The sequence below is a fragment of the Neorhizobium phenanthreniclasticum genome, from assembly GCF_040066075.1.
Taxonomy (GTDB): Bacteria; Pseudomonadota; Alphaproteobacteria; order Rhizobiales; family Rhizobiaceae; genus Neorhizobium; species Neorhizobium petrolearium.
In genome coordinates this window covers 50,188-75,124 of record NZ_JBEAAL010000017.1, presented here as the reverse complement: position 1 = coordinate 75,124, position 24,937 = coordinate 50,188, and the positions used below count along the sequence as shown (strand labels likewise).

At 60.4% G+C, this 24,937-nt stretch carries 14 protein-coding genes and 1 pseudogene; 5 read left to right on the top strand and 10 right to left on the bottom strand.

All coding sequences use genetic code 11. From position 1 onward, the window contains the following. Positions 1-140 precede the first annotated feature (140 nt). The 5 genes and pseudogenes from ABK249_RS20430 to ABK249_RS20410 all read left to right on the top strand — a co-directional run. Positions 141-896, top strand: coding sequence for a hypothetical protein (locus tag ABK249_RS20430; protein WP_227703492.1), 756 nt, complete (start codon positions 141-143; stop codon positions 894-896). Between the two features lie 48 nt (positions 897-944). Further along, positions 945-1,175: a hotdog domain-containing protein gene (locus ABK249_RS20425; RefSeq protein ID WP_081952708.1), complete on the top strand. Its 231-nt coding sequence runs from the start codon at positions 945-947 to the stop codon at positions 1,173-1,175. Between the two features lie 39 nt (positions 1,176-1,214). Then, entirely contained in the window at positions 1,215-1,805 is a 591-nt protein-coding gene (locus ABK249_RS20420; RefSeq protein ID WP_037146528.1) for a DUF6088 family protein, read from the top strand. Further along, positions 1,798-2,835: a nucleotidyl transferase AbiEii/AbiGii toxin family protein gene (locus tag ABK249_RS20415; protein WP_348863755.1), complete on the top strand. Its 1,038-nt coding sequence runs from the start codon at positions 1,798-1,800 to the stop codon at positions 2,833-2,835. Before ABK249_RS20420 ends, ABK249_RS20415 begins: the two co-directional genes overlap by 8 nt. 21 nt (positions 2,836-2,856) lie before the next feature. Then, positions 2,857-3,180 (top strand): annotated as a pseudogene (locus ABK249_RS20410) (DDE-type integrase/transposase/recombinase); the annotation flags it as partial. 127 nt (positions 3,181-3,307) lie between these two features. On the opposite strand, the gene ABK249_RS20405 reads toward ABK249_RS20410, so the two are convergent. The 10 genes from ABK249_RS20405 to ABK249_RS20360 all read right to left on the bottom strand — a co-directional run bounded on the left by ABK249_RS20405 (position 3,308) and on the right by ABK249_RS20360 (position 24,921). After that, on the bottom strand, positions 3,308-5,044 hold the full coding sequence (locus ABK249_RS20405; protein WP_348863754.1) for an HAD-IIB family hydrolase: 1,737 nt from the start codon (positions 5,042-5,044) through the stop codon (positions 3,308-3,310). Between the two features lie 155 nt (positions 5,045-5,199). After that, positions 5,200-5,727 (bottom strand): Hsp20/alpha crystallin family protein, encoded by a 528-nt coding sequence (locus tag ABK249_RS20400; RefSeq protein WP_227703489.1) that lies wholly within the window; start codon positions 5,725-5,727, stop codon positions 5,200-5,202. A gap of 177 nt (positions 5,728-5,904) precedes the next feature. Beyond that, positions 5,905-7,203: a glycosyltransferase gene (locus tag ABK249_RS20395; protein WP_348863753.1), complete on the bottom strand. Its 1,299-nt coding sequence runs from the start codon at positions 7,201-7,203 to the stop codon at positions 5,905-5,907. 37 nt (positions 7,204-7,240) lie between these two features. Further along, positions 7,241-7,681, bottom strand: a complete 441-nt coding sequence (locus ABK249_RS20390; protein ID WP_227703487.1) for a DUF2267 domain-containing protein — start codon at positions 7,679-7,681, stop codon at positions 7,241-7,243. Between the two features lie 49 nt (positions 7,682-7,730). After that, positions 7,731-7,946 carry a hypothetical protein gene (locus ABK249_RS20385; protein WP_348863752.1) on the bottom strand — a complete coding sequence of 72 codons (216 nt, stop codon included), beginning with the start codon at positions 7,944-7,946 and terminating at the stop codon, positions 7,731-7,733. A gap of 387 nt (positions 7,947-8,333) precedes the next feature. After that, positions 8,334-9,209, bottom strand: coding sequence for a zinc metalloprotease HtpX (locus ABK249_RS20380; RefSeq protein ID WP_348863751.1), 876 nt, complete (start codon positions 9,207-9,209; stop codon positions 8,334-8,336). Positions 9,210-9,724: 515 nt separating this feature from the next. Beyond that, on the bottom strand, positions 9,725-10,285 hold the full coding sequence (locus ABK249_RS20375; protein WP_227703484.1) for an invasion associated locus B family protein: 561 nt from the start codon (positions 10,283-10,285) through the stop codon (positions 9,725-9,727). A gap of 46 nt (positions 10,286-10,331) precedes the next feature. Beyond that, positions 10,332-12,119 carry a ShlB/FhaC/HecB family hemolysin secretion/activation protein gene (locus ABK249_RS20370; protein WP_348863749.1) on the bottom strand — a complete coding sequence of 596 codons (1,788 nt, stop codon included), beginning with the start codon at positions 12,117-12,119 and terminating at the stop codon, positions 10,332-10,334. Then, on the bottom strand, positions 12,116-19,339 hold the full coding sequence (locus ABK249_RS20365; protein ID WP_348863748.1) for an MBG domain-containing protein: 7,224 nt from the start codon (positions 19,337-19,339) through the stop codon (positions 12,116-12,118). Before ABK249_RS20365 ends, ABK249_RS20370 begins: the two co-directional genes overlap by 4 nt. Positions 19,340-19,572: 233 nt before the next feature. Continuing rightward, positions 19,573-24,921, bottom strand: coding sequence for an autotransporter domain-containing protein (locus tag ABK249_RS20360; RefSeq protein WP_348863747.1), 5,349 nt, complete (start codon positions 24,919-24,921; stop codon positions 19,573-19,575). Between the last annotated feature and the right edge of the window lie 16 nt (positions 24,922-24,937).

Genomic DNA, 24,937 nt, shown 5'->3' with positions numbered 1-24,937 from the left:
GGCCCAGTTGGTTGAATGCGTCTCAGAAAATTCCGGATATGGGCTTGCGCTGCAACCGGACTCGCTAGGCCTGCAGAAGCCAGAAGAACGCGATATGTGATATCGCGGCATATGTTTTACGGGAACTGGAAGCCGGAACAATGTTCAGTTTTGATGTGGAGCCTGCCATGCCTCATCTTACCAGTGCAAAACGATGGCTGTCTGCTCTGTCAGACAGTGATGTCCACGGCATCGCCCAAAAAATCGATAAGGATGGGATCTATTGCGCGCCCGATTTTCTTTCGGCCGACGATCTCGGCAGACTGCAAGACTTTGTAGCCGCAGCCATTGCTCTTGGAGGGAACCAGTCTGTCTCTCTCGCCAGCAATCAACTCGGCGGGTCCGGGTTGGACGAGCTTGGCAATTGCGACGAATTCAAAGCTCTTTTTTCACGCCTCTATTTCAGCAGTCTTGGACGGCAAGCACCGGAGGTGAAATTCTATCAGATCCTTCGCTGCCTTACGGGAAGGAGCGTTGCCAAACACTCCTTGATGTTTCACTACGATTCTTACGTGATTACCGCGCTGGTGCCCGTGCAAATTCCCCAATCTGGAAAGCGCGGCGACTTCTTGATCATTCCCAATACACGGAAAATCCGGTCGACCTACGTGCTTAATCTCGCCGATAAGGCAATCCTCGACAATGTGTTGATGCAGCGGTTACTTCGCCGCCGCGCTGACGGTGTCAAGATCAACCGCATTTCCATGGTGCCGGGCAATCTGTATCTTTTTTGGGGTTACCGCAGCATTCATACGAATGAGCCGGTCGATGAAGACGCGGTTCGGGCGACGGCGTTGTTTCATTATGCAGATCCGCATGCAGATAGTTTTCTAAAGCGACGACTGCGCCTTCGCTGACAATCGGGATCGCAGAAGTGGCCCTAACGAACCACTGCGATCGCCTTCATGACCAAGGCGGCCTTTGTCGCAGCGTCGAGACTGTGCCGGAAGCTTGCCGTGCTCGCATCGTCGGAGCGCCTCGATTTTCATCATCCGGTCCGCGTCGGAGCGATCGTAGAGGCCATCGCCAGGGTCGTCGCCACGGGAAGAAGCTCGATGACCGTTGGCTTTTCCTTCCAGTGGGCTCGGCCCCAAATGCGGAACTTGAATGTCAGAAAAAGATGCACTATTTTATGACCTATGAAAAGCGCTGCGACATCAGTACCGGATCAGATTATGAAGCGCGTCCGCGCCCGCGGGCGCGGCGGCGTCTTCACGCCAAGTGACTTTTTGGGCATCGCTGGCCGCGCCGCCGTGGACCAAGCACTTTCCCGACTGGTCAAGAGCGGTAAGCTCCGGCGCCTCGCGCGCGGCCTGTACGATTTCCCGAAAGCCCATCCGCAGCTTGGGCTGCTTTCGCCAGCTCCGGACGATATCGCCCAGGCGCTGGCACGGGAGACCGGTTCTCAGTTGCAGATTGCTGGCGCCCGCGCGGCGAACGCACTTGGGCTTACCACGCAGGTGCCAGCGAAGACCACCTACCTCACCGACGGTCCCTCCCGCAAGATCGTCTTGGGAAAGCGCGTCGTCGATCTGCGACATGCCTCGCCCAAGCATTTGATCGCTCCTGGCAGTGCGGCTGGCACGGTCGTGCAAGCGCTTCGCCATGTGGGAGCGATGCGTGCCGGCGACGTTGCGCAGGTTGCAGTGCGCCGCCTGTCAGCCAACGACAAGAAGATGCTTGCGTCCTCTGCGGTTCAGGCCCCAGCCTGGATGAGGCCGACACTCGTATCGATCGCTAACGCGTCAGGTGAGATCGATGGATAGGGTGGCTCTCCTTCCGGCTGATGATCGAGCCGCCCTGTTTGGCGAAACAGGCGCCCTTCGAGGGGTTGACAACACGATCGTCGAAAAGGACTTCTGGGTCTGCTGGACTTTGAAGCGTCTTTTCGGCCTGCAGAAAAAAGATGCAGCCACCCTCGTTTTCAAGGGTGGTACATCCCTTTCCAAGGCATTCGGCGCCATCCGCCGCTTTTCCGAGGACATCGACCTTTCGTTCGATCGAGCGGAGCTCGGCTACACCGGCGACCGCGATCCGGAAAAGGAAGGTATCAGTAAGAAACAAGCGAACAAACTGATTGAAGCCTTGGTGAGTGACGTCGAGCGGCATATTGCCGAGAAGCTTCTTCCGGCGCTCAAGTCCGCGATCGTCGAGCAATTGGGCGAGCCGAGCGAGGGTAAGTGGTCGCTGGAAATAGATGCCAACGACGTGCAGACAGTGAACTTCCACTATCCGCCTGCGCTTGCGAGCTTTGAATATGAAGGCATGGCCTACATCACTCCGCGGGTGAAGCTTGAGCTCGGTGCGCGCGGCGATCCATGGCCGACCGAGCAGAAGTTTATTCATCCCTACGCGGCGGAGGATTTTCCGGATTTCTTCAAAGATCCGGAATGCTCCGTGACTGTTCTTTCCGCGCAGCGGACCTTCTGGGAAAAGGCGACCGCGCTGCACGCCGAGTCGCACCGTCCCGCCGAGACCGCAACGCCGCAGTATTTCTCCCGCCACTATTATGATCTCGCGATGCTCCTCGACACCGAGGAGGGAAAAGCCGCGGCCGGCGATTTCGACCTTCTAGTAACAGTGGTAAAGCACAAGGCGACCTTCTTCCGGTCCAGTTGGGCCAACTATGATACAGCGAGGCCTGGTACTTTGAGACTGATGCCGAGCGAGTCCCGTATCAAAGATTTGCGCGCTGACTATCGCGCCACGGCGCCCATGATGTTTGATGAAAGGCCGCTCTCTTTCGACGACATACTGGCCAAAATTAGAAAGCTCCAAGAAACAATCAATAGCTGATTCAATCCTGCATATTTGGGGGAAGCCCTCACACCGAAGCGGATCATCACCGACAAACTTCGCTCATATGGAGCGGCAAAGCGGGATCTCATGCCTACCGTCGAACATCGATCGCATAAAGGCCTGAACAATCGGGCGGAAAATTCCCACCTGCCGCTGCGGAAACGAGAGCGGGCGATGCAAGGCTTTCGATCCACCGGCGGATTGCAACGGTTCATTTCTGTCTTTTCGGCAATCAGAAATCACTTCGTCCCGTCCCACCAGAAGCACTCCGCAATCGCCATCCACATTCATCGAATCCGCTCTATGGCGCAATGGAAGGCTGTGACCGGCGCGGTCGCTTGATTTCAATCACACCCCTTCGCATGGCTTCAATCGAACAATGTGACATCACCGATCAGCGTGCCCGCCTCGATCAACGGCAGGGACCGCTCCACGGGTCGTTTGTAGAGACGAGACGGAACGTTTTGGTTCACGATGCTGTGGGGAGGCTTGCGGAACCGTTATAGACCGCCGGTATCACGTATCGCGCCGTGACCGGCTGCCGGATCCGCTTCCTGCTTTCCAGAGGCGAAAGGCTTTCGTTTCTCTCAATCTGAGCGGCGTCAGCTGCCAGGATGTCGTCGCGGATGACATGACGGAACCAGGCTGAATAATCGCCCGACCGAAGATGGTGCAGCCAGATTTCGTCATCGACCTCGTCGCTCTGGTGCAAAAAAAACTCGGCTAGGTTGCTGGCCTGGTAGTTGATATCGAGCTGCGGCCCCCGAAAATAGAAGCTCCGCCACTCTCCGACATCGCCTGTCGCATATTTTCCGCGATGCCGGTGATGCGCCTGCTGTGGCTTTTCCTGCTTGAGAACAAGCGGCGGCCGGTTCGTCCGCGGCGACCAGAGCAGGAAGTCGGTGCCCTGCGTCTGAGGTGCATGCGCCGGCCCTGGGATCTTCAGAATGTCTGCCAGATCTTGCAGCAGCCGACCGGCGGAACTTCCCATGGCAATCACCGTCGATGCCTCCGCGAGCGCAGCCGGCGCAAGCCGTGCGGGATCGACCGTGACGAGTATCGCGCCAGCCGCAAGCCGAGGCGCCGCCCTATTGCCGGGATCGTGAGGCGGCAAAAATTGATGTGCTTCATCAACAACGAACCAGTGGGGACGTCCCGAGCTCCGCTGGAGCTTTTTCACGGCCGGAACAAGATCCATGAACATGTGCCTGCGATCGTCGTGGTTGAGCGCCAGCGTGTTCACCACGACGTCTATATTGGCCTGCAACAGAAGCCGAAGAGCTTCTTCGGTAGCGGGTGGGTCCGCAAGTCCGCCGATAGTCACGGCGTGATCAAGGCCGAGATAATCTCCTTCCGGATCGACGACGCAGAATTCGAATCCGCGTTCGGCCATCCGTTCCGTCAGCAGTGTGATGTAGCTGGATTTCCCGCAGCCGGAATTGCCGATGATCAGGATGATGTCCGATGGTTCGATATAGATCTCTTCGCCTTCGAGACTAACGCCGGCGAGGATCGCCCGCTTGGTCAGGGGGAGGAGGAGCCTGTCGTCGCGGATCAGTTTCTCGACCAGTTCCGCGATCCCGTCGCCGTGATCCTTTGACAGGACGAGGTCAGCTTCTTTCTTCAGGGAAGGGACTGCATTGGCGACCGCCGCGGAACAGCCGCAGCAGGCTAGAAAGGCGTGGTCGTTCTCAGCATCTCCCGCACCCACCGTATTGAGGGGCGAGATGCCGAGGGTTGCAAGCGCGTGACGTAGGCCTGAGGCCTTGTTGACATTGGCCGGCAGGACCATGACCGCGCCCTTGTTGAAGATGATCTGCATCTCCAGGCCAAGCTCTTCGATGGCATTCATGACCGCCGTCTCATGCGGTCGCCATGTCGCGATGATTGATCTGCCAACGGAAATGGGCGTCACCTTGCGGTCCGCAAGCATCTGCACCAGCTCGATAGGCGGCGGCGGTGCGAGCCGCGTTTCCTCTTGCGTCCCCGGTTCGAACAGGAGTGCGCCATTTTCTGCGATGACAACGTCGAAGATTTCCAATTGCGTGAATGCATGCTGCAGATCGTTCAGCTCGCGGCCTGTCACCAGAAGCAGCTTTCTTCCGGTCTGGCGCAAGCGCTCCAGCGCTGACACGGTGGCAGGTGTCACATAGCCGTGTTCGGCAATGGTTCCATCAAAATCCACGGCCAGGGCTAAGAAATACATTCGGTCCTCCGGTATTAGGTGGTCCGTCGTGGGCGGCCGCGTTGTGAAAGCAGTGATGCAGGTTCGCCGCACGTGTCACTTGTGACATGCGCTCGTCCGTCGAGCGATCGGGCATCGCATCGAAAGAGGATATGATGCCCGATTGGAAACCGTCTTCACGAAGCCTTTATTTCGATCTGGCGCTCGTTCTTCTTGGCTTCGGCGCTTTTCGGCAGCTTGATGTTCAGGATGCCCTTCTTGAACGATGCTTCTACCTTGTCGGCATCGACGCCGTCAGGGATTTGGAAGGACCGTTGGAAGGAGCCGTAACGCCGTTCGGAGACGTGATATTCCTTCTGTTTGTCTTCTTTTTCCTCCTGCTTTTCACCGCGGATGGTGAGAAAACCATTGGAGAGCATTACTTTGATGTCTTGCTGATCGATGCCGGGAATTTCCGCGCTAACCTCAAAGGCGTCATCCTTCTCCACGACATCAACGGCCGGAGCGACGACCGCCCAGCCGTTTAGGGACGGCATCTCCCGGCCGAACAGGGAACGCCCCAACGGCCGCCAGGAAGAGGGGGCGAAGTCGTCGAACAGACGGTCGGTTTCCGAGCGAAGGGTCTCGAAGGGAGACCAGACGCCCGCCGGACGAACCGATTTTTCTTCGTTCTTGACGGGAAGCTTGCTTGCTGGTTCAGCCATAACCTTCTCCTATTCTAAAAATGGGAGACTGCATCTGAGTATGGTCGAGGACCCGGTGCAGTCCGGTTCTCCGTTCCCGATCAGGAGCGTCGTCATCAAAGGCCGCTAGCCTCGCCGTCACATCGACGCGGATCAAGCACTCATCGCCATTTTGGCGGCTTCGGCATTAAGAATTCCTCAGGATACGGGCGTCGTCTGCTTGTCGTCGTCCCGCTCGACCAGCGCGTCCTTAACGGCCTGTCCGAAATTGCGCAGGATCTCCCAGTCCGTCGCAATTCGTCGCGACGCCGCCTGCCATGCCCTGTCGTCCATGCGGTTGACCAGTGAGCGCGACAACACCGCCCCCCGGTAAAGTGACAGGGTCTTTCCTATCGTGACTTTCCGGTCGAACGCCAGCGCTGTCCGGCGGGCTTTGTTGGCGAGCGCCCGGCGATCGCCGGCTCGACGGGAAAACAGCCAATGCAGGGCGTGTTCGAATTCCGACGTCGAGGCATTGGTAGGAAGAAGCCGACCATTCTGGCGATCCCGAACCATTTCCCGTGCTCCCGGAGCGTCAAGCGCTACGACAGGAACGCCGGCGGTCATCGCCTCGGCGAGCACCATCCCTTGCGTCTCCGATAGAGACGAGAAGGCGAAGACGTCCATCGCGGCATAGGCGTCCGCAAGATCTTGTCCCCGCAGCACGCCCGCAAAATGGACACGATCGGACAGGCCGGACGAACTGAACTGTGCAGCGAGACTATCCTTCATCTCCCCGTTACCGACGACGAGGAAATGGGCATCCGGTTCGCTGATCAGGAACCGTTTTACGGCTTGCGAGAGGTAGGTGAGGTTCTTTTCCGGCGCAAGGCGTCCCACATGCCCGGCGCAGAAAGCCTTCTCAGGGATGCCGGCCGCCGCCCTGCCGCGTGAAAAATCCCCGTTGCCGAAACGATCAGGGTCGATCCCGGACGGGATCACGTGAACGGGAGTCTCGACGCCATTTTTGACCAGGAAAGCCGCCATGCTCTCGCTCGGCGCGATAACTGCATCGCAAAGGTCGCAATAGCCGAGCATCAGGCTCAGCACCAGCTTGCCGAGCGGCGGAACGTCCGTGGCGATGTAGTGGCCATAGAGTTCGTAACGCGTGTGATAGGTATAGATGACCGGCAATTGGCGTTCGGCCGCGACCCTCAGCGCAGCATCTCCCAGAAGGAAGGGGTGATGGGAATGGACGATATCGGGCCGAAATTCATCAAGGACCTCCTGCAACGGTCCGATCAATGGCAGGGGCAGCGAGAAATCCGTCTTGTTGAACCGCTCGATCGCAGGGACCCGCACGACATCCGCTTCCCGCGCGGGCATATCGGGAAATTCGGGCGCGATCACCAGCACGCGATGCCCCATCTCCCGCAGGCCTGCCGAAAGAGAGGCTACGCTGTTTGCCACTCCGCTGACATGCGGCGTGAAGGTGTTGGTGAACATCACGATATTCATGCTGGACGCCGTTGCCGCGCTATAGCCGCCTATCGTGTCAGCGGCGGGCAGCCATCGGCCACAGCAGGTGCAAAGGAAGCGGCAGGCCGTCGATCAGCTTTGCAGTCTGGCCGGGATCGAGTTCCTTCCATAAAAGGTCGAAGACGGCTTCGGTCGTCGTTTTCGGATCGCGCGGAAACTGGGGCGGCAGGCGCTTGTTCACCTCTTCTGCAAACTCCTCGACGGTGCGGGTGTTGTTCTTTTCGGCGGCAAGATGCCAGCCTTCGAAATAGATGCCGCGAACGAGGATCGGCAGTTGAGCGGACAGGTGAACCGCCTGTTCCTCCGTCAACTGGCCGCGCAGTGCCTGAAGCACGGCCCGAAGCGCATTATAGGCCTGTTGCCGGTCAGCAAAATGATGATCGTCCACGAGCCTTTTCAGCCAGATATTCGTCTGCTGGATCGTGTGATCGAGGGCTGCAACCTGGGTATCACTCATTTCAACCTCCATGGTCTGGAAGAACGGCAAGGGACAAGACCGAAGCCGGTCAGGCAGAGACGCGCCAGTTGCGGACGTCCTCGGACGTGACGCGAATGTGGCCGGCCCGGCCGAACTGCTTTTCGTCGAACTTGTTGCTGGCGATCTGGCTGAAGGCCTCGATATATTGCTGCAGCCTGAACTCGTCGGCGCGCGGCGGGTCTGCGATCGCCTCAAGCGCGTTGTAGGAAACCACGACCACCTCGTCGCCGGTCCCGGAATCCATCAGCAGCCGTCCTTCGTCTCCCGACGACGTCAAAAAACCTGACTTTAATTTCAGCGGCACGGCGGCCTCCATAAGGTTGGTATTGGGGCCATGATAACGACATCCGGCAAGCGAACAGTGATCGAGATCAAGCTCAAAGGATTTTGGAATACTCAAGAAAACATTCGCATGCTCTTTTCGAAAGATGTCGTTCGTCGGCCAGGCACACCCGTAGATTATCTCGTGAGCGGGATGATCGTCCTTTCAGTCGAGGCATGGGCGGCCTCCTGTCGCCTGCCGCGCTAGGTTCGTTCATAGCTGACGATATGCGGGTTGCCCGGCGCGGTATGGATGCTATTTGAAGTTGATCGCCCCTCCGGGATCGGCTCTGGATGGGTTGGAAGTCCGTTAAGGCAAGGGCAGGCGGCTGAAGTGATTATGCGTCCCGCGCTCACGTAGACGACCTACGCGTTCGCGGGTCAGAGGATGCGTGCGAAGGAGACGCAGATCAGGCATACGGCGGCCGGGCGAAATGGATTCCCAAAAACGTCCCTCGACGGTCTCCATCTTCATCAACGCCGCGACCAGAGCTTCAGGATCGCCTGTCAGATCTGCGGCAGCCATGTCGGCTTCGAACTCGCGGGTGCGCGACAGCGCCAGTTGCAGCAGGCTGGCGATCGTCGGTGAGACGATCAGCAAAACGATGGTTGGCCACGAAAAATGCATGCGCTCGGCAATAACAAGCGGGATGTTGAACAGCGTAAGCAGGATGCCCGCATTGGCGAAGATGGAGGCCATGCGAGCAAGCATATCGGCGATCGTCGTGATGCGCAGATCGTTGTTGCGCACATGACCGATTTCGTGGGCGATGACGGCGATCAGTTCGCGTCTCGTAAGCAGCCGTATCAAGCCGTTGGAAAGCATGATGGCAGATTTGGACGGCACGCCGACCGTGAGGGCGAGCGGTTTTTGTGTGGGCATGTACCAGAGTTCAGGCGCGTTGGGCAGCGAGGCGTGCACGGATAGCGTACTTACCGCCGCGAACAGGTCGGGCAGTTCGTCGCGGCCGAGGGGGCGGGCGCCGTAGGTGCGGAGGATCGCTTCGGCTGGAAAGGACGGAGCCAGCGCTGAACCGAGTATGACGCCCGAGAAGGCCGCGAACATGCCTTTCCAGCCCCACAAACCGTAGGCACAAAGCGCTGCAATAATGGCCATGCCCAGGATGAGAACAGCCGAATGAAGTGCGGTTCTCAATTGCTTTTTGATGATTTTCCGCCGGTCCATCGCTCTTCCCACTCTTTGCCAGCACGGCAAATCTTAACGGGAGGGCGACCGGGCTGCGTTGAGCGCGGTCAAGATGGCGCAAACGATCCGCCGCATTTTCCACCCCTGGAGGCGGCACCGATTGCGGCGACGGACGCCAGTCGCACTCCGGTTGCGTTGATTAAGGAGGTGCAAGCCAAGGCGTTGAGCAATGTTCCATCTTGCCGCTGATGTTTCATTCCACCTCTGCCGCGTCTGCGAACCTGATGCGCTGTGGGATTTGCTTGCGGCAGGAAGGCAGGCAAACGATCACGATCCTGCATGCCGACCGGGATTGTGAACTTTTTCAATGAGTTCAGTTATAGAGTTTGTACATTTACAGATCGACGCTCAGGGGGCCGGCATCGAGTCGCGGTCCCAGCGGCGACCTATTTCCGGAATACGCGTCGTTATTCCGCATTCGTAGCCGCGTGTAGCGGTACTACGCATGTCGGACTGGCGATTGGGATTTAGTGATATTTCGCATAGCCTTCCCATCATCCCTTCAGAAGCTGGTTGAGACGTTCAAGGGCTGCTGCAAAGCCTTTGAGCGAGACGGAAAGATTGACCGGCTGCGAAGCCTCGAGCGAAATCGCTGTGATGTTCAGTGTCGCGGCAGTCTTGAGGGTCGCGACGTTCGCTGCTGAGAAGTTGACCGGTAGAAGGCATCCGGCGGGGACGCAAGTGGAGAACCTTAGGTTGGGAAGCGGAGGATTGCTATCAATCTTCAGGTTCGCGCCGGCGTCAAGCTGTAATCCGAACGGCATCGCCAGAACGCCTGTGACGCTTCCATCCTTGCTCGGCTGCAGTTCGATTGCGAGAATTCGCTGGCCGTTTTGTTGTTGCTGAAACTGCGACATGGAACAAACTTTGCCGCTTTGAGCGACGCCGCAGGCGACCCTCCAGTCCTGATAGGTCTCCTGCAGTGAGTTGGCGCCGCCCGGCAGGGTGGCCTGCGCCGTCTGGGCAAGAGCTTGATCTTGAAGAGCTGGGAACAGGGACGAGCCCAACAACAACGCTGCGGTGAGGGCGCGTTTGAACGGGTTGTGGATGATCATGTGTTTTGCTTATTCCTTGCGTTTTTTGGGTTCACAGCCGCCTGCATCAATAACGTGCCGTCAGCCTGAGTTTGAAGTCGAAATCACCGGCGCTGAGGCTGCCTTCGTCAACGAGTGCGAATGCCGCTGTGGCGTTGAAATTGAGGTTCTGGGCCAGACTATAGTCGACACCAAAACCGGTTCCGGCAAGCGACAGCTTCTCGTCGGAGATCCTGTCCCATCCGAATCCAAGATCGATGAAGGCGAAGGGCGAAAGCCGGTCGCTGCCAAGCGGCGAAAGTGTGGGGAGCCGCAATTCGTTGCGAAGAATGATGCCGGTGTCGGCTACCGCATCGTTGAGGCCGTATCCGCGCACGCCGTCCAATCCTCCGATCGACAGCCTTTCGGTATCAGGCAAAGACTGGCCCGCCAACTGAAAGACGACGTTGTTGGAAAATCGAAAGCCCGCTGCCAACTCGGTGTCCCGGATAACGCTGCCGGCCAAATAGGCGTAGCTTGTATCGGCGACGGTTCCATTCGAATAGACGTTCCATGCGCGGGCGGTATTGTCTCCGAAGAGACCGCCGGGGTTGGCCTTGATATGGAGATCGATTTCGGTCGATCCGAGATCGTCCGCAAACCTGTGCGTCCAGCCAAAGCCTAATTGGAACACCTCTGCCTGTGCACCTCCGAGGTCTAGCCCGGCGAAGAAGGTATCGCGGGACAGATGCTTGTATTCGACGCCGGCATAGACTTCACCGCCATAAATACCCGGCAGGATGTTGGAAAGCGCACTGCGATAATAAAGCGGAAGTTCGATAATCGTGCTGTCGAAAGTGAAGCCTTCTTCCGTTTGACGCGTGGCGATATAGGATGGGCTGAAATCGATCGCCTGGCGCCCGTCGAGTGGAAGGACGAAGCGAGCCGAATGGCTCAGATAGCGTGCGCGGCCATCGCTATGGTCCGGAAAAAGGCCGCTGAGATCCTCGAAGAGATCTGATGATCCGGTCAGTTGATACGTGCCGAACGCTCCATCGATGCCGGGTATTGCAAGCCCCGCGCCGAGAAAGAAACGGTCATGTCCTGTGGCTTTGGTCCCCGTGTTGGAGTAACCCGCATAGACCTGCCAAGGCTTGCCAGAAGTGACATCCAGAACCAGATCAGAATTTCCGGTCGCCGAACCTGGCGAAAACAGGCCCTGTACGCGCCGGAACGGAGATCGGTTGAGCCAGGCCAGATCCTCGTTAACGCTGGCTGAGGAAATCCGCCCGGCTTCAGGGACCCTTACCTGAGCGGCAAGACCGCTCGCGGCTGTGCCCCCCGCACTCCTTGCGGTCACCGAGCCGAATTTGAACTCCATCACCCGAAGATTGACGACACCGGCGGTAATCTCCTGAGGCGGGATCGTTACCGATACGAACGGATAGCCGGCATGCCGGTAGACGCCGGCGATGGTGGATTGGGCATCGGCTATCAGCGACATGGACAGCGGCCGCCCTATGAAAGGTCGAAGGACACGCACTAACTCCGGTTCAAGATTTTTTCCCTCGCCGATGCCGCCGATCACGATACCGCGTGTACGGCCGATGTCTGGCTGTTCTTCGGGCCCGATCAGGCGGATGCCGACGAGATCAGGACCTAAAGGCTGTTCGTCGGCTGCAATCACCGCTTCGTCCGGAAGTGAGACCGTGGGGGCCGCGGCACTGACCGCTGGAGGTAGGTTACGTTCCACCACCGGCGACTGGGCAGCTAGATTGCCTGTTGTGGCGAACAGCGCAACTGCCGCAAACGATGACGACCGGCCGATGAAAGAAGACCAACGAATGCCGGTGATAACAGGTTTGTGAATGATCACCGAAGCGCTCCGACGGTAAGGAACGGGCCGATCGGCAGGTTCGCCGGATGGGGAAGTGATACGCAAGCGCCGCCCATCACCATTCCCGCTGGGCACATAGAGGGGTCGTTGATCCCGGAGGAAGGTTGGCCGCCAAGTCCAAGGGGCTGCGATGGTTCGAAGGCTGGTCTCGGCGGGAGAGGGGGCATAGGTGGTGCCGACGCTGCTGTAATCGTCAACGTTCCCTCAAAGAAGCTCAGCGAATAGTTTCCATCCGCTGAAAGCGTGCCTTGCGTGATGCCGTAGATGCCGACATCGGACGAAGACGTTGCCAAAGTGGCCAGCGCACCGGAGAGCGTGTCAGTACCGACGAGCCCCATGCCGCCGATCGTGTAGGTGAAAGGCGGGTTTGCCTCGCCGTAGACGCGCGACAGGTCGTCAGCCGTGACGGTAATCGATCGTCTGCCGATCGTCAGGTCGCCACCGACGAAGGTCAGATCGTAGTTGGTCGATGCCGCAAGCGTGCCTTGCGCAATGCCGTAGGTGCCGACATTGGACGAAGACGTTGCCAAAGTGGCCAATTCGCCGGAGAGCGTGTCGCTACCGGCGAGGCCCATGCCGCCGATCGTGTAGGTGAAAGGCAGGTTTGCCTCGCCGTAGACGCGCGACAGGTCGTCAGCCGTGACGGTAATCGATCGTCTGCCGATCGTCAGGTCGCCACCGACGAAGGTCAGATCGTAGTTGGACGATGCCGCAAGCGTGCCTTGCGCAATGCCGTAGGTGCCGACATTGGACGAAGACGTTGCCAAAGTGGCCAATTCGCCGGAGAGCGTGTCGCTACCGACGAGGCCCATGCCGCCGATCGTGTAGGTGAAAGGCGGGTTTGCCTCGCCGTAGACGCGCGTCAGGTCGTCGGCCGTGACAGTAATCGACCGCCTGGCGATCGTCAGGTCGCCTCCGACGAAGGTCAGATCGTAGTTGGACGATGCCGCAAGCGAGCCCTGCGCAATGCCGTAGGTGCCGACATTGGACGTAGACGAAGCGGCCGTCGTGAGCGCGCCGGTCAGCGTGTCGCCACCGAAAAGGCTGCCGGCCGTGATCGAATAGGTCAACACAGGAACGCTATTGCCGTAGGCAATCGTCTGCGCGTTCGCCGTCACCGTCAGCGCAGCTGGCGAGACCGTCAGCGTGCCGGGGAGGTAGGTGATGGCGTAATTGCCAGACGTCAGGCCCGAGGCGGTGATCGAATAACTGCCGACATTCGTCGCTGCCTGCGACGTGCCACCATAGGCAAGTGTGCCTCCGAGGCTCGCCGCTGTATCGCCGCCCACGAAACCGCTGTAGGTCACACCGTTGCCACCCAAATAGGCAACGCCGTCATAGGTCTTGTTTGCATTGTTTGCCGTCACCGTCAGCGCCGCCCTTCCGATCACGAGCGTGCCGGGCGTGAAGGTCATATCATAACCGAATTGGCTCGAATAAAGTCCAGAGAGCGTCAGGCCGGCGCCGGAATAGGTGCCGGCATTGGCGCTGGAAGCCGTGTACGACGCGGTGCCGAATACAAGCGACGTGTCGTAGCCAGAAGGATTATAGACGACCGTACCGACGCTCGAGGAGCTTGCCGAACCGTCATAGGTCTTGGAACTGTTGCCGCCGGTTACGGTGAGGTTCGACATGAAGCTGCGCAGGAGCGGCATGGTAAAACCGTCATAAATGCGCCAGGCCGCGCCTGTGCCGCCCGCGTCGTCGATGTCCCAACCGGCACCTGTGAACGTCGAAAGACTTGACATCTGGACCATTGCCAGTCCCGTTATCCCGCTGGCGGATCCGACCCCGACCCCGAGGTCGGTGCCGGAGGTGGCGGTATTCCAGAAGCTCGCGGTGACAGTGCCGGCATTGTTGCCGATCAACCCGCCATAGGGGGCTGCCGAAGATGGCACCGTACCGGCGGCATAACTGTTCGCCACGGTTCCGCTATTGACGCCGACGAGGCCGCCGGACGTGGAGCCGCCGGAGATATTCCCTGTGGCATAGGTATTGATGATCGCCGCAGAATTGACGCCGACGAGGCCGCCGGCGGTTCCGGCGACGCCGGCACCGGCCGTGACCGCCCCGGTGGCGAAAGCATTGCTGATATTGCCGGTGGAATTATAGCCTACGAGACCTCCCGCGCGGCCATCGTCGCCCACGCTCACCGACCCGGTGGCGTAGGAGGCGCTTATCGTGCCGCTGTTGGTGCCGGCAACCCCGCCGGCGATGCTGTCGTCGGCACTGCCCACCGTGGCCGAGGATGCAACATTGGTGATGGTGCCGTCGTTGATGCCGGCGATGCCGCCAAGGGAACCCGCGGCAATAGAGCCCGTATTGCCCACACTGCCCGACGTCGCAACGTTGCTGATCGCGCCGGCACTTACGCCTGCGACGAGGCCGGCATTGAGACCTCGCACCGAACCTGCGACCGCCAGATCGCTAACAGCGCCACCGCTGCCAATGACCCCGAACAGGCCCGCATCGGTGGTCGGTCTGTTGACGACGAGGCCGCTGATGGTGTGCCCGTCGCCGTCGAGACTTCCGGTGAAGGATGTGGTGGCTTCGCCGATGGAGGCAAAGCCCGCGCCCGAATTCCAGCTGGAAGAGCCGGAGGCGTCGATATCCGCGACGAGAACGAAATCCTCTGTAAGCAGGCTCGCCGAGGCGAGGCCCTGCAGGCCGAAGACGTCGACGATCTGGTAAGGCGTCGCCGAGGTGCCGTCGCCGCCCGTGGCGCGCAGGAAGGTGGTGCCGGTGCCGAGGCGGAAGTCGGTGGCGTTGAAGGAGGCGAGTGTGCCGGCTACCTGTCTCCAGGTGCCGGCAGTGAGGGAGAAGAGGCCCACATCGATGGCGCTCGACGTGGTGGCGGTGCCGGCTGCGGAGATGACGAGCGTGCCGTTGGCGGCGCTGACGGCTCCGCCCAGCGTGATGTCGCTGCTGGCGACCGTGGTGAGCCTCAGGCTGGAGGCATCCGACCAGGAGATGGCGTCCGCGATGTCGAGGTCTCCCCCCGCCGACAGTTCGACCGTGCCGCTGACGCCGAAGCTGCCGCCGCTGTCGATCGACAACAGGCCTGCAGAACCGAGGTCAGCGTCGAGCGAGTAGTTGCCGGAGGCGTTGAGATAGACGCCGTAGCCGCCCGACGTGGTGAGCGACGCGAAGGAGGACGGGGAGAGAAAGCCGAGATCGGTGTCGGCATAGCTGCCGAACGTGGCGAGATAGTTGGCCTGAGTTGCCGTAAGCGCGGTCTGGCCCGTAATCAGGTGCGCCGCCGTGCCATAGATTGCGACGTTCTGCGCGCCGTTGGCGCCGGCGATATCGGAGAAGGCGCTCCCCTTGGTCGATCCATTGTCGAGATAGGTCAGGACGCCGGTCGAAGCGAGCGAGGAACCGGGGGCGAGCATGATGTAGTAATAGCCGTTGGCGCCAGTGACGGCGCTGCCCATGCCGCTGCCGGCGGATACGGCGGTCACATTCGCACCCGCCAGCGCCGTCGTGCCGGCATCGCTATAGGCGGTGCCCGAAACGGCGACCGGCGTCGCTGCGTATTGCCACTTGAAATACGGATATAGGTTCGCGCCAGTTCCCCATATGGACGAGGAGAAGCCGGCAGGCAGGCTGCCCTGGAGCTGGGCAGTGGTGCGGGCCGTAGCACTGCCGGGGCCGCCAGAGATGCCGACCGACTGTCCGCTGGTCTGGGTGTTCCAGTAGGCGTTGGTGATTGCCGAGGCGCTGTTGTTGTTGTAGCCGGCGAAGCCGCCAACCTGCGCGCCGCCGGTCACGTAGCCGGTCGAATAGGCATTGGTGATGGTGCCGTTGACATAATTCACCCCGACGAACCCGCCGATGTTGGAAGCCGATCCCAGACCGACCACGCGGCCGGTCGCATAGGAATCCGTGATCGTCCCCTCGTTATGCCCGACGAAGCCACCGATGGGACCGGAACTGCCCGTGACCGTGCCGGTGGCGTAGGACTGACTGATGGTGCCGCCGTCGAGGCTATAGCCGTTGGCACCGACCAAACCGCCGATATAACCGTTGCCCGCGCTGGTGCTCGTGCCGGTGACATTGCCCGTGGCGTAGGATCGCGTGATCGTGCCGCCGTTGAGGAGGTAGCCGACAAGGCCACCGACCTGATAGCCGGCACCCGTGACGTTGCCGCTTGCCGAGGAACCGCTCACAGCGCCGCCATTGACCGCTCCGATGAGGCCGCCGGAATTGGCCTCTCCGGTGCTTACTCCCGAAATGGTCGCACTCGCCGATGCCGCCGATACCGAGCCGCCGACCATGTAGCCGATAAGCGCGCCGACGTCGTCATTGCCGATGATGCTGCCGCCGGAGAGCGTCACGTTGCCGATCGTGGCGCCGTTCGTATAGCCGAACAGGCCGACATAGTTGGTTCCGGCGCGGTTGATCGTCAGGCCGCTGATGGTGTGGCCCTGGCCGTCGAAACTGCCGGTAAAGAGAAAACTGTTGTCGCCGATGGGCACGAAGCCGGAAGCACGCCACAGGCCGCTGTAGTAACCGCCGACTGCAGTGAATGCGTCCGTCAGGTCTATATCGGCACCCAGCGTGTAGCTTGCCGAAAGGTCAAGCGACATGAGTTGCAGCGCAGCCGGGGTTGTGACCACGGTTGAATATTCGTTGCGCAGTATCGGCCGTGTCTGGCCGGCGATCATCACCCAGGTATTGGTGAAATCGAAGCCGGCATAGGTCGCCTGCGTATAGGCCGAGGCGTTGGAGATGCCCGTGCCGGCGAAGCTCGTGCTCTGCCCGGTGGAATTCACGTCCCAATAGGCGTTCGATACCGTGACCGGGCCCGCCAGCGTTTCCCCGCCGATCAATCCGCCTGTATTGGACGGGCCCGTCACCCTGCCGCTGGCATAGACATTGGTGACAGTGCCGCCCTGATAGATACCGCCTGCAAGGCCGCCGGCATAGTCGCCGGTTGCGGTGACTGAACCCGTGGCGTAGGAATCGGAAATCGAGCCGGCACGCAGACGGCCGACCAGTCCGCCGACTTCGTCCCCGCCACTGACGGTCACGGCCGACGAGGACCCGGAGATAGACCCCTGGTCAAGCCAGCCGACCAGCCCGCCGATCTGGCCCGCCGCGCCCGTCACGCTGCCCGTCGCATGCACATTTATGAGCGAGCCCGCGAGCACGTTGCCGACAACGGCGCCGACCCTTCCGCTGCCGGAGACCGATGCGTTCGACAGGGTCAGGTCCCTGACGGTCCCCCACAAGGCGCCGATCAGTCCGGTGATTGTTTGCCCAGGACGGTTGATGGTCAATCCGTCCACCGTGTGCCCGAGACCGCTCAGCGTATTGGCAAAGGAGGCGATCGGGATGAAGCCGGCGCCGGCGTTCCAACTGGCGGTCGCAGAAGCATCGATGTCGTTGCCCAGCGCGTAGTTCGTGCCGTCGACCATAGCCTGCAGGCCGGCCACATCGTGGATCAGCGTATAGGCGTTTCCCCCGATGGAGAGGCTCGCCGCCGATCCCGACAGGGTGACGCGAGCACCGTTGTTCAGGCTGTAGCCGGTTCCGTAAGTGAGAACCAGGCCAGCATTGGCACCGGTCGCCGTGATATCCTTATTGATCAGCACGCTGCCGGCGGCGCTCAGCGTCAGAATGGTGTTGGCGCTCCAGGTAATCGGTGTGGCGACCGTGATGTTGCCCGCCTGCGACCCGCTGCTCCCCGTCGTGACGGTGACATTGGCCAGCGCGAGTGCGTTCGTCAGCGTCGTCACATTGAGGACGCTGTCGGCGGCGCTGGCGTCGAAGCCCGACATCCCGCTGCTCGCGGCGCTTGAAATCGTCAGATTGTAGGGATCGAGGAGCAGGTTGCCGAAGGCGCCGCTCTCGCTCCTGAGATCCGCCGCACCGTCATAGACCAGCACGGCCTTGCCCGATACTTCCGCGTCGCCACCCGAGGCGCTGCCTGCGCCGGTGGCGCTGATGGTGCCGGCAAATGTCGTCTTGTTATCCGACCACACAACGACATTGCCGCCCGCGCCCTGCGTGCCGTCCGCCCGGATGGCAGCGCCCTTGGCGATCGCCACCGTGTCGGCCGTTGCGACCGTCTCGGCCAGGTATTTCGTCGCAGCGTCCTTGCCGCCCTGGTAATCGCCTCCGATCAATACGGTGCCGCCGGTTGCGCCGGAGGCATCCACCGCTGCAGCGGAGCCCAGCTTAATCTTGTCGCCGGTGACGACGACGGTGCCGCCGGAGCCTGTCGTGCCGGTTGCCTCGACCGTGCCGTTGATCGTGACGCTGCCGCCGGAAATGCGGATGTCGCCGCCGCTGTCCGGCCGCGCCTGCGGAACCGGGACGCGCGTCGGCAGGCTCGCGATCGCCGTTTGCGGGCGGGTCGCCTTGAGCTTGCCGGTCACCTGGACCTTGCCGCCTTCCCCCGCCGTCAGGAAGATGCGCCCACCTTCGCTCGTCACGCCCGTCGCCTTGACGACACCGCCGGTATTGCCGGCAAGCGCATAGACATTGCCGCCATTGGCGCGCAATTCCGAATTGGCGGCGGCAATCGCGCCGGAATTCGTCGCTTGCGTATCCGATCCACCGACTACGACCGCGAAGAGGCCGTTCTCGTCGGCCTTATCCTTCGCCAAGATCTCGTAACCGGCCACCAAGCCTACCGTGCCGTTCTCAGCGCTTATGCTACCCTTGTTTTCCACCGCGCGCGCGATCAGCGCGACGTCGCCCGCCTTCGAGCTGATCGTGCCAAGATTAACGACAGAGGCTGTCGACCGGCCGGCAAAGGTCATCGGGCCTCGGTCTAGGAAATCTTCATTGGCGACATCGTGAGTGGAGGCAAAGAAACTGCCGCCAGTCGAGATCATGCCGCTTTCTCCGACAACGATGCCGGCTCCATTGACAAGATAAAGTGACCCGGTTGCGGTCAGCGACCCGTCGATGCGTGAGCCGAGATTGCCTGTGACCCTATTGAGCGTCGCACCCGAGCCGTTATCGAAATGCACCGCCGCACCGGATCCGATCGAGAAGCTACCCCATTCGATAATGCCGGTCGCGCTTGTCTGATTGATGAGCAAGCCCGAGGCTGTACCCTCTACAGAGCCGGATCCTCGAATGAAGCTACCGCCGGAAGGAATGACGTCCTGGGAGAACGCAACGGAAGGAACCGCCACTGTTGCCAAGAGCAGGGCCACATGGCGCTGCCATCTAGATTTATGCATTCGATCCCCCAGAGCGGAGCGCAGCGCCCGCTCAAATCAAAAATCACGTCAAAATAGATATGAGTCTTCCTGATAAGATAAAGAATCCACCACCCGAGGCAACGCCGACTTCCAAGCTGAGTGAATAATTTCTAGAGCGAATGCAACAATTTGACGGTGGCTGCCGACCCGCGCTTGTCCTTATTTCCCTCATTCGATCGTTTTTCCGTTCTGTCTTCGAGTGGATGTCTTGCTCAGAATTTAACGCCGAGTTTGGCGGTAAAACCATGGTCTCGAGCGCCATTTGCGATTTGTCCCTGATAGGCGATAGTGAGGTTGGCGCCGGGTGCGACGTCGACATCGATACCAGCCTCCACCACGGCTGCGTCCCTTGCGATCGGATTGCCTGCCACGGTGAAGGCATCCGAACCGGCGAAGGCATGGGTGACGGTCGGCGTGGTGTCGCCAAACGCACGCCGCCAGCCCAGCATGCCGGTGATGCCGATCTGCATTCGTCCGATCGCAACCTTGTTTTCGGCACGAAGCCCGAGCGTGGTAAAGGTCGTATCGGTTGTTAGGCTGGAGGAGGTGAGGGCGGCCGCACCGCCGGTTTCCCGATAGCCATCTGAGCCGACGCGAACATGGGCAAGATTGACGAATGGCTCCAAGCGGGCGACCTTCGTTTCCATGCCATAGGCGAATTCCCCGAAGGCCTGGAAGGTGGCGGCGTTGTAGTTGGCCCCAAGGCTGTCGGCAAATCCGGTAAAGCCAACAGACCGGTCGGTCTCGATGTCGTTCCAAGTATAGGCGAGGCCGGAGCGGAAGGCAAAATCGCCCGATCGCGAGCCGGCATAAAACCCGACATGATAGTTATCGCCCGAGGAAGACGAGGCGCGATCATTCGTGCTGGAGGACGACTGGCTGTAGCCGGCCAGAAAACCGACCCGCCAAGCATCGGTCAACATAGCGTCAGCTCCGCCGACGAAGCCGCCGATGGAGCGATCGAGATGAGCGGCATTGCCGTTCTCGTCGGTCGATCCCCATGAGCCGAAACCGCTTGCCCAGACGGCGATGCCGGCATCGGCGGAGGCAGGGACGGCGGCAAGTCCATCGGCGCCATAGGCAATGACTGGATCCGTGGAGGCAGCCACTCCCTGAAAGGCCGCCCGCAGGCGGTCGTTGGCGGCGCTGCGGATATGGCGCGAATCCTCAATCAGGCCTGTCGTGACCGAGGCGTGGATCTCACCCGAGATCTGGTCGAAGGCTGCGCGTGCGGTCGTCTCATCGAGCTGGACGATCGCGTCGTAAAGATCATTGCCGACGGTGAGGGTGTCTGCCCCTTGCGCTGCAGCGATCTGGTTGCGTGTCATGGCAGCCTGTGCAAAATCGATATCGTTCCGGCTCAGCATCAGCGTCACATTATTTGTGCTATAGCCGAGCTTCGGATCGAGGAAGGCGAACGCGGACGTGACCGCATCAAATGCGCCGCTTACCCCTTCGTCGGCGGTGATGATCGTATAGGTGGCGGTCGGATCATAAGCACCTGTCATGCCGATATGGACGACGCTGCCGCCGTTGAGCGTGGCCGATCCGGTCACTTTGATCAAGTCGGTGTCCTTGCCGCCGGGGGCAACTTCCACCTCGTAACGAGAGCCGACATCAAGGACCAGCTCGCCATCCACCGTCAGCGTTCCGATCGAGTTACCAGGCGCCAGGGTGGAACCGGGCGCAAGTGTCACCGTCGAGCCGTCGCCCGAGCCGATCGTACCTGAGCCTTGAAGGCGCCCGCCGTTTCCGATCAATGCCGAGCCGCCGAGTGCCTCGTTGACGATCAGGGTCGTGTCAGACACTTCGCTGAAGCCTGTAAAGGCTGCGTTGTCACCGGTGAGCGCGATTCGGCCCCCGCCAAGGAAGCTAACGGTTCCCGATCCCGAAATCGCTCCGTCATAGGTGCCGTCATAGATCTGGTCGAAGGTGAAACCGGTACCCTGCGCCAGATCGATGTCGCCTGCGAAGCGGTCTGTCGTCGAAACCATACCACCTTCGTCGATATCCCAGTCGAGCAGGGACACCCCAGTCAGTGTGAGCGTGCCAGCTCCACGCTTGATCATCGCGCCCCGGTCACCGCCGAGACCGGCGATGTCGCCGGCAAAGGCGGCATCGGCATCCTGCTCGAATACCACGGTGCCGGCATTGCCGATCGAACCGCGGATTGCATCTGCACTACCGGTCAGGGTTCCAGCACGCACAAGCGTATTGCCCTCATAAAGGTTATTTCCCGCCAGCTTCAATGTGCCGGTACCAGACTTCTCAATCCCTCCCGCTCCCGATATTGCACCGGACAAGGCAAGCTCGCGATCGCCGAAAACGTCGAAACGGCCGATGTCGTCGAGGGTGATCGTACGATTGGAGTTAAAGCCTGTCGCGGTCGCCAGCGTTCCTCCATCAAAGATCAATCCACCCGACGTAGCGCCCAGATTGGCATCCGATGACAGCCATAAGGTCCCGGAGGCAATCCGGGTGCCGCCCGTGTAGGTGTTCTTACCGCTGAGGACCAGGGACCCGGCGCCGGTCTTTACCAGGCGTGACACTCCGCCAAGGGACGCGGATATTCCTGCGGCCATTCCACTGTCCGTTGCACCACCGTCGCCAACCCTGATGATGCTTTCGCCATTTATGCCCAAAAGCGTGACCGTATCGCCTGCGATGCCATATCCGTCGCTTGCAAACTGCATTCCCGTGACGCCGACTGCTCCTGCTGAATTGTCGACAGTCACCGCTCCGGAAGGTCCCTGAAAGATCGCGAAGGTCGGATTGGGTTTGAACGATCCGTTGAACGCACCATCGCCGGAGGTCCAGTTGCGCCCGTCGGCCGACCAGACGCCGGAACCGCCATCTACCGCACCGTTATCGTGCAATGCAGCATTGGCACCATCCCAGAAGCCAAGCTCTGCCCCCGCGGTCGAGATCAGGTTGACCTGACCGCTAACCGCCGTCTGGATCCTCAGATCGTCAGCCACGATCCCTGCCGGTGTCGGGCCGATCCCAAGGCCATGGTCGGTCAAGCTTCCAGCATAGTCGAAAAGCCGGTAGACACCGGCCCCGAACCCGCCCTGATCGGCGACCGCAAGCGTGCCGTCGAGCGTCAAGTTGCCGCCAATGTCGAACAATGCCGAGGTTAGAGTGCCACCGAGGGCGACGTCAATTATCGAACCGTCATCCAAATCGAGATCGCCGCCGATCGACAGCGTCGTACCCTGTGCACCCAAAAGAATGCCGCCGTTAGAGAGCGAAAGATCACCGTCAATCGTGCCGGTTCCTGTAACCGTTCCCATGTCAGATGCTGTCACATCGCCGCCGAAACTGCCGTTCACCAGCAGTTGCCCGCCACGAACCGAGGCTGAACCGCCGAACCGATCGGCGACCGTCAAACGGCCCCCCGTGACTTCCGTCACTCCCGTAAAATGGGACCCATTGCCACCCAAGATGGTGTCGCCGCTCTCATGCAGGATCGTTCCGTGTCCACCAATATCCGCAGCGAACTTTACCGACGAACCATCGGCGAGGCCGCTATGATTGAATACCAGCGTGCCGGTTCCTGCTCCGAAGGCAAGTGATGCAACGTCTAGCGTGCCGGCCGCGACCGCGGCATTGCCCGCTGCTGCACCAATGTTCAACGTGCCGATTGAGCCTGCCTGAGCGCCAAGTGTGATTGCGCCCCCTGCGGAGACCTTGCCGTCCTGCTCAATCGTCAGCGTTCCATAGCCCAGATCGCCGATGGCGAGATCCGTGCGGTTGATCCACGTCGAGCCAGCACCCGTCACCGTAGCAGACCCGTTGCTTCCACTGTTCCAGCCCAAAATCCCGAGCGCGCTGGAAACGGTGCCACCTTGCGCTATCGTCAGTTTGCCGGTGCCGACCAGTCCCACGAAAATGCGTTCGCCGGTCCAGGTAGTTTCCATTCCCTGAACCACGACCTCGCCCGCGCCACCGGAGTGACGAGCGATAAAAGCGTCTTTGTTGATGACCGCGCCACCATGTGCGATCGTCAGGCTGCCTGTGCCCGAACCTCCGATAGTGAGGTCAGCGCTATTGGTCCAGGACGAGCCAATGCCGGTAACCGTGGCTGTTCCCGTCGCCCCGGTTTCTTTCCCGATAAAGCCGAGGGCGTTTAAAACTTGCCCTCCGTCCTCGACAGATAAAGTGCCCGCACCGTTATTGCCAATCGTGACATCGGCAGCATCGTTCCAGGATGAGCCGATGCCACTGATTGTGATCGCGCCACTTGAACCAGCGAAGTCGCCGATAAACCCGCCGTAGCTGGAGATCCTCCCGCCATTCGTTACGGCAAGTTCGCCGTTGCCAAATACGCCGACACTAAGATTGAGTGCACTCGACCATGAAGAACCGGCCCCTGAAACGACAGCAGTGCCGACCGCTCCTACCCCGTAGCCGACAAAACTGCCCCAGCCGGTAACGACCGAACCGCCGTCTTCAACGGAGAGCCGACCTGTACCGGAATTGCCAATATTGAGGTCGCCCAGATTGTCCCATTTGGAATGCGCTCCAGTCACGATGACCGTGCCATCGGTTCCAGTGCCGGTGCTGCTGCCGATCACCGCGTAGCCATTGGCGACTGAGCCGCCATCTGCGATCAAAAGCCAGCCGCTGCCACCGGCATCGCCGACAAAAAGACTGTGGGCGGCGGTCCATTGCGAACCGGTGCCGGTGACGGTAACGCGGCCTTCCGCTCCGGACCCGGTGCCGACATAACCGAATCCGCTGCGAACCTGGCCTGCGGCCTCAACAGATAGCGTGCCGGCGCCGCCATCGCCGACAGCGAGATCATCGACCATGGTCCAGGTGGAGCCTGTGCCAGTGACGGTCGCTATGCCAGTGGAGCCGGATTTGGAGCCGATATATCCGTATTTGTTGTTGACGGTGCCGCCGGCCTCGATATCCAGCGTGCCATATCCGAAATGGCCGACATAAAGGTCTTGGCTGTTCGACCAGGTTGATCCGGCTCCAACCACTGTCACCCTGCCTATAGAGTGCGGGCTGAAGCCGACATAACCACTCGTGTTGTCGACAACACCGCCGTCCTCGATCGACAACGTACCATTTCCAGACTGGCCGATGGTCAGCGAGCCGGTATTGTGCCAGGTCGAGCCGTTGCCGGTCACGATCGTGGTACCGGTGGAGCCCGAATTGGCGCCGATATAACCGTATGTGGTGTTGACCGTACCGCCGCCTTCGATGTTCAAGGTGCCGGAGCCGAAATAACCGATGGAAACATACCCGTTATTCGTCCAGGTCGATCCGTGACCGATGACGGTTGCCGTGCCACTGGACCCTGCCTGATTGCCGACAGAGGCCGAGGTGTTGTTGACAACGCCGCCACCTTCCAGAACCAAGGAGCCGACGCCGACGTCACCGACATGCAGCTCGCCACCGACGTTCCAAACGGGTGACGTCGCTGGAGAGGGATTGACCTCTCCGGACGTCGTCACGCTTTGAGCCGATGCGGGAGCGTTGGCCACCAACCCGGCAAGACAATTCACGAGCGCCGTGGAAGCCAGAAGCGTCCAGGTGCGCCCAGACACGGTCCTTCTTCTCGAA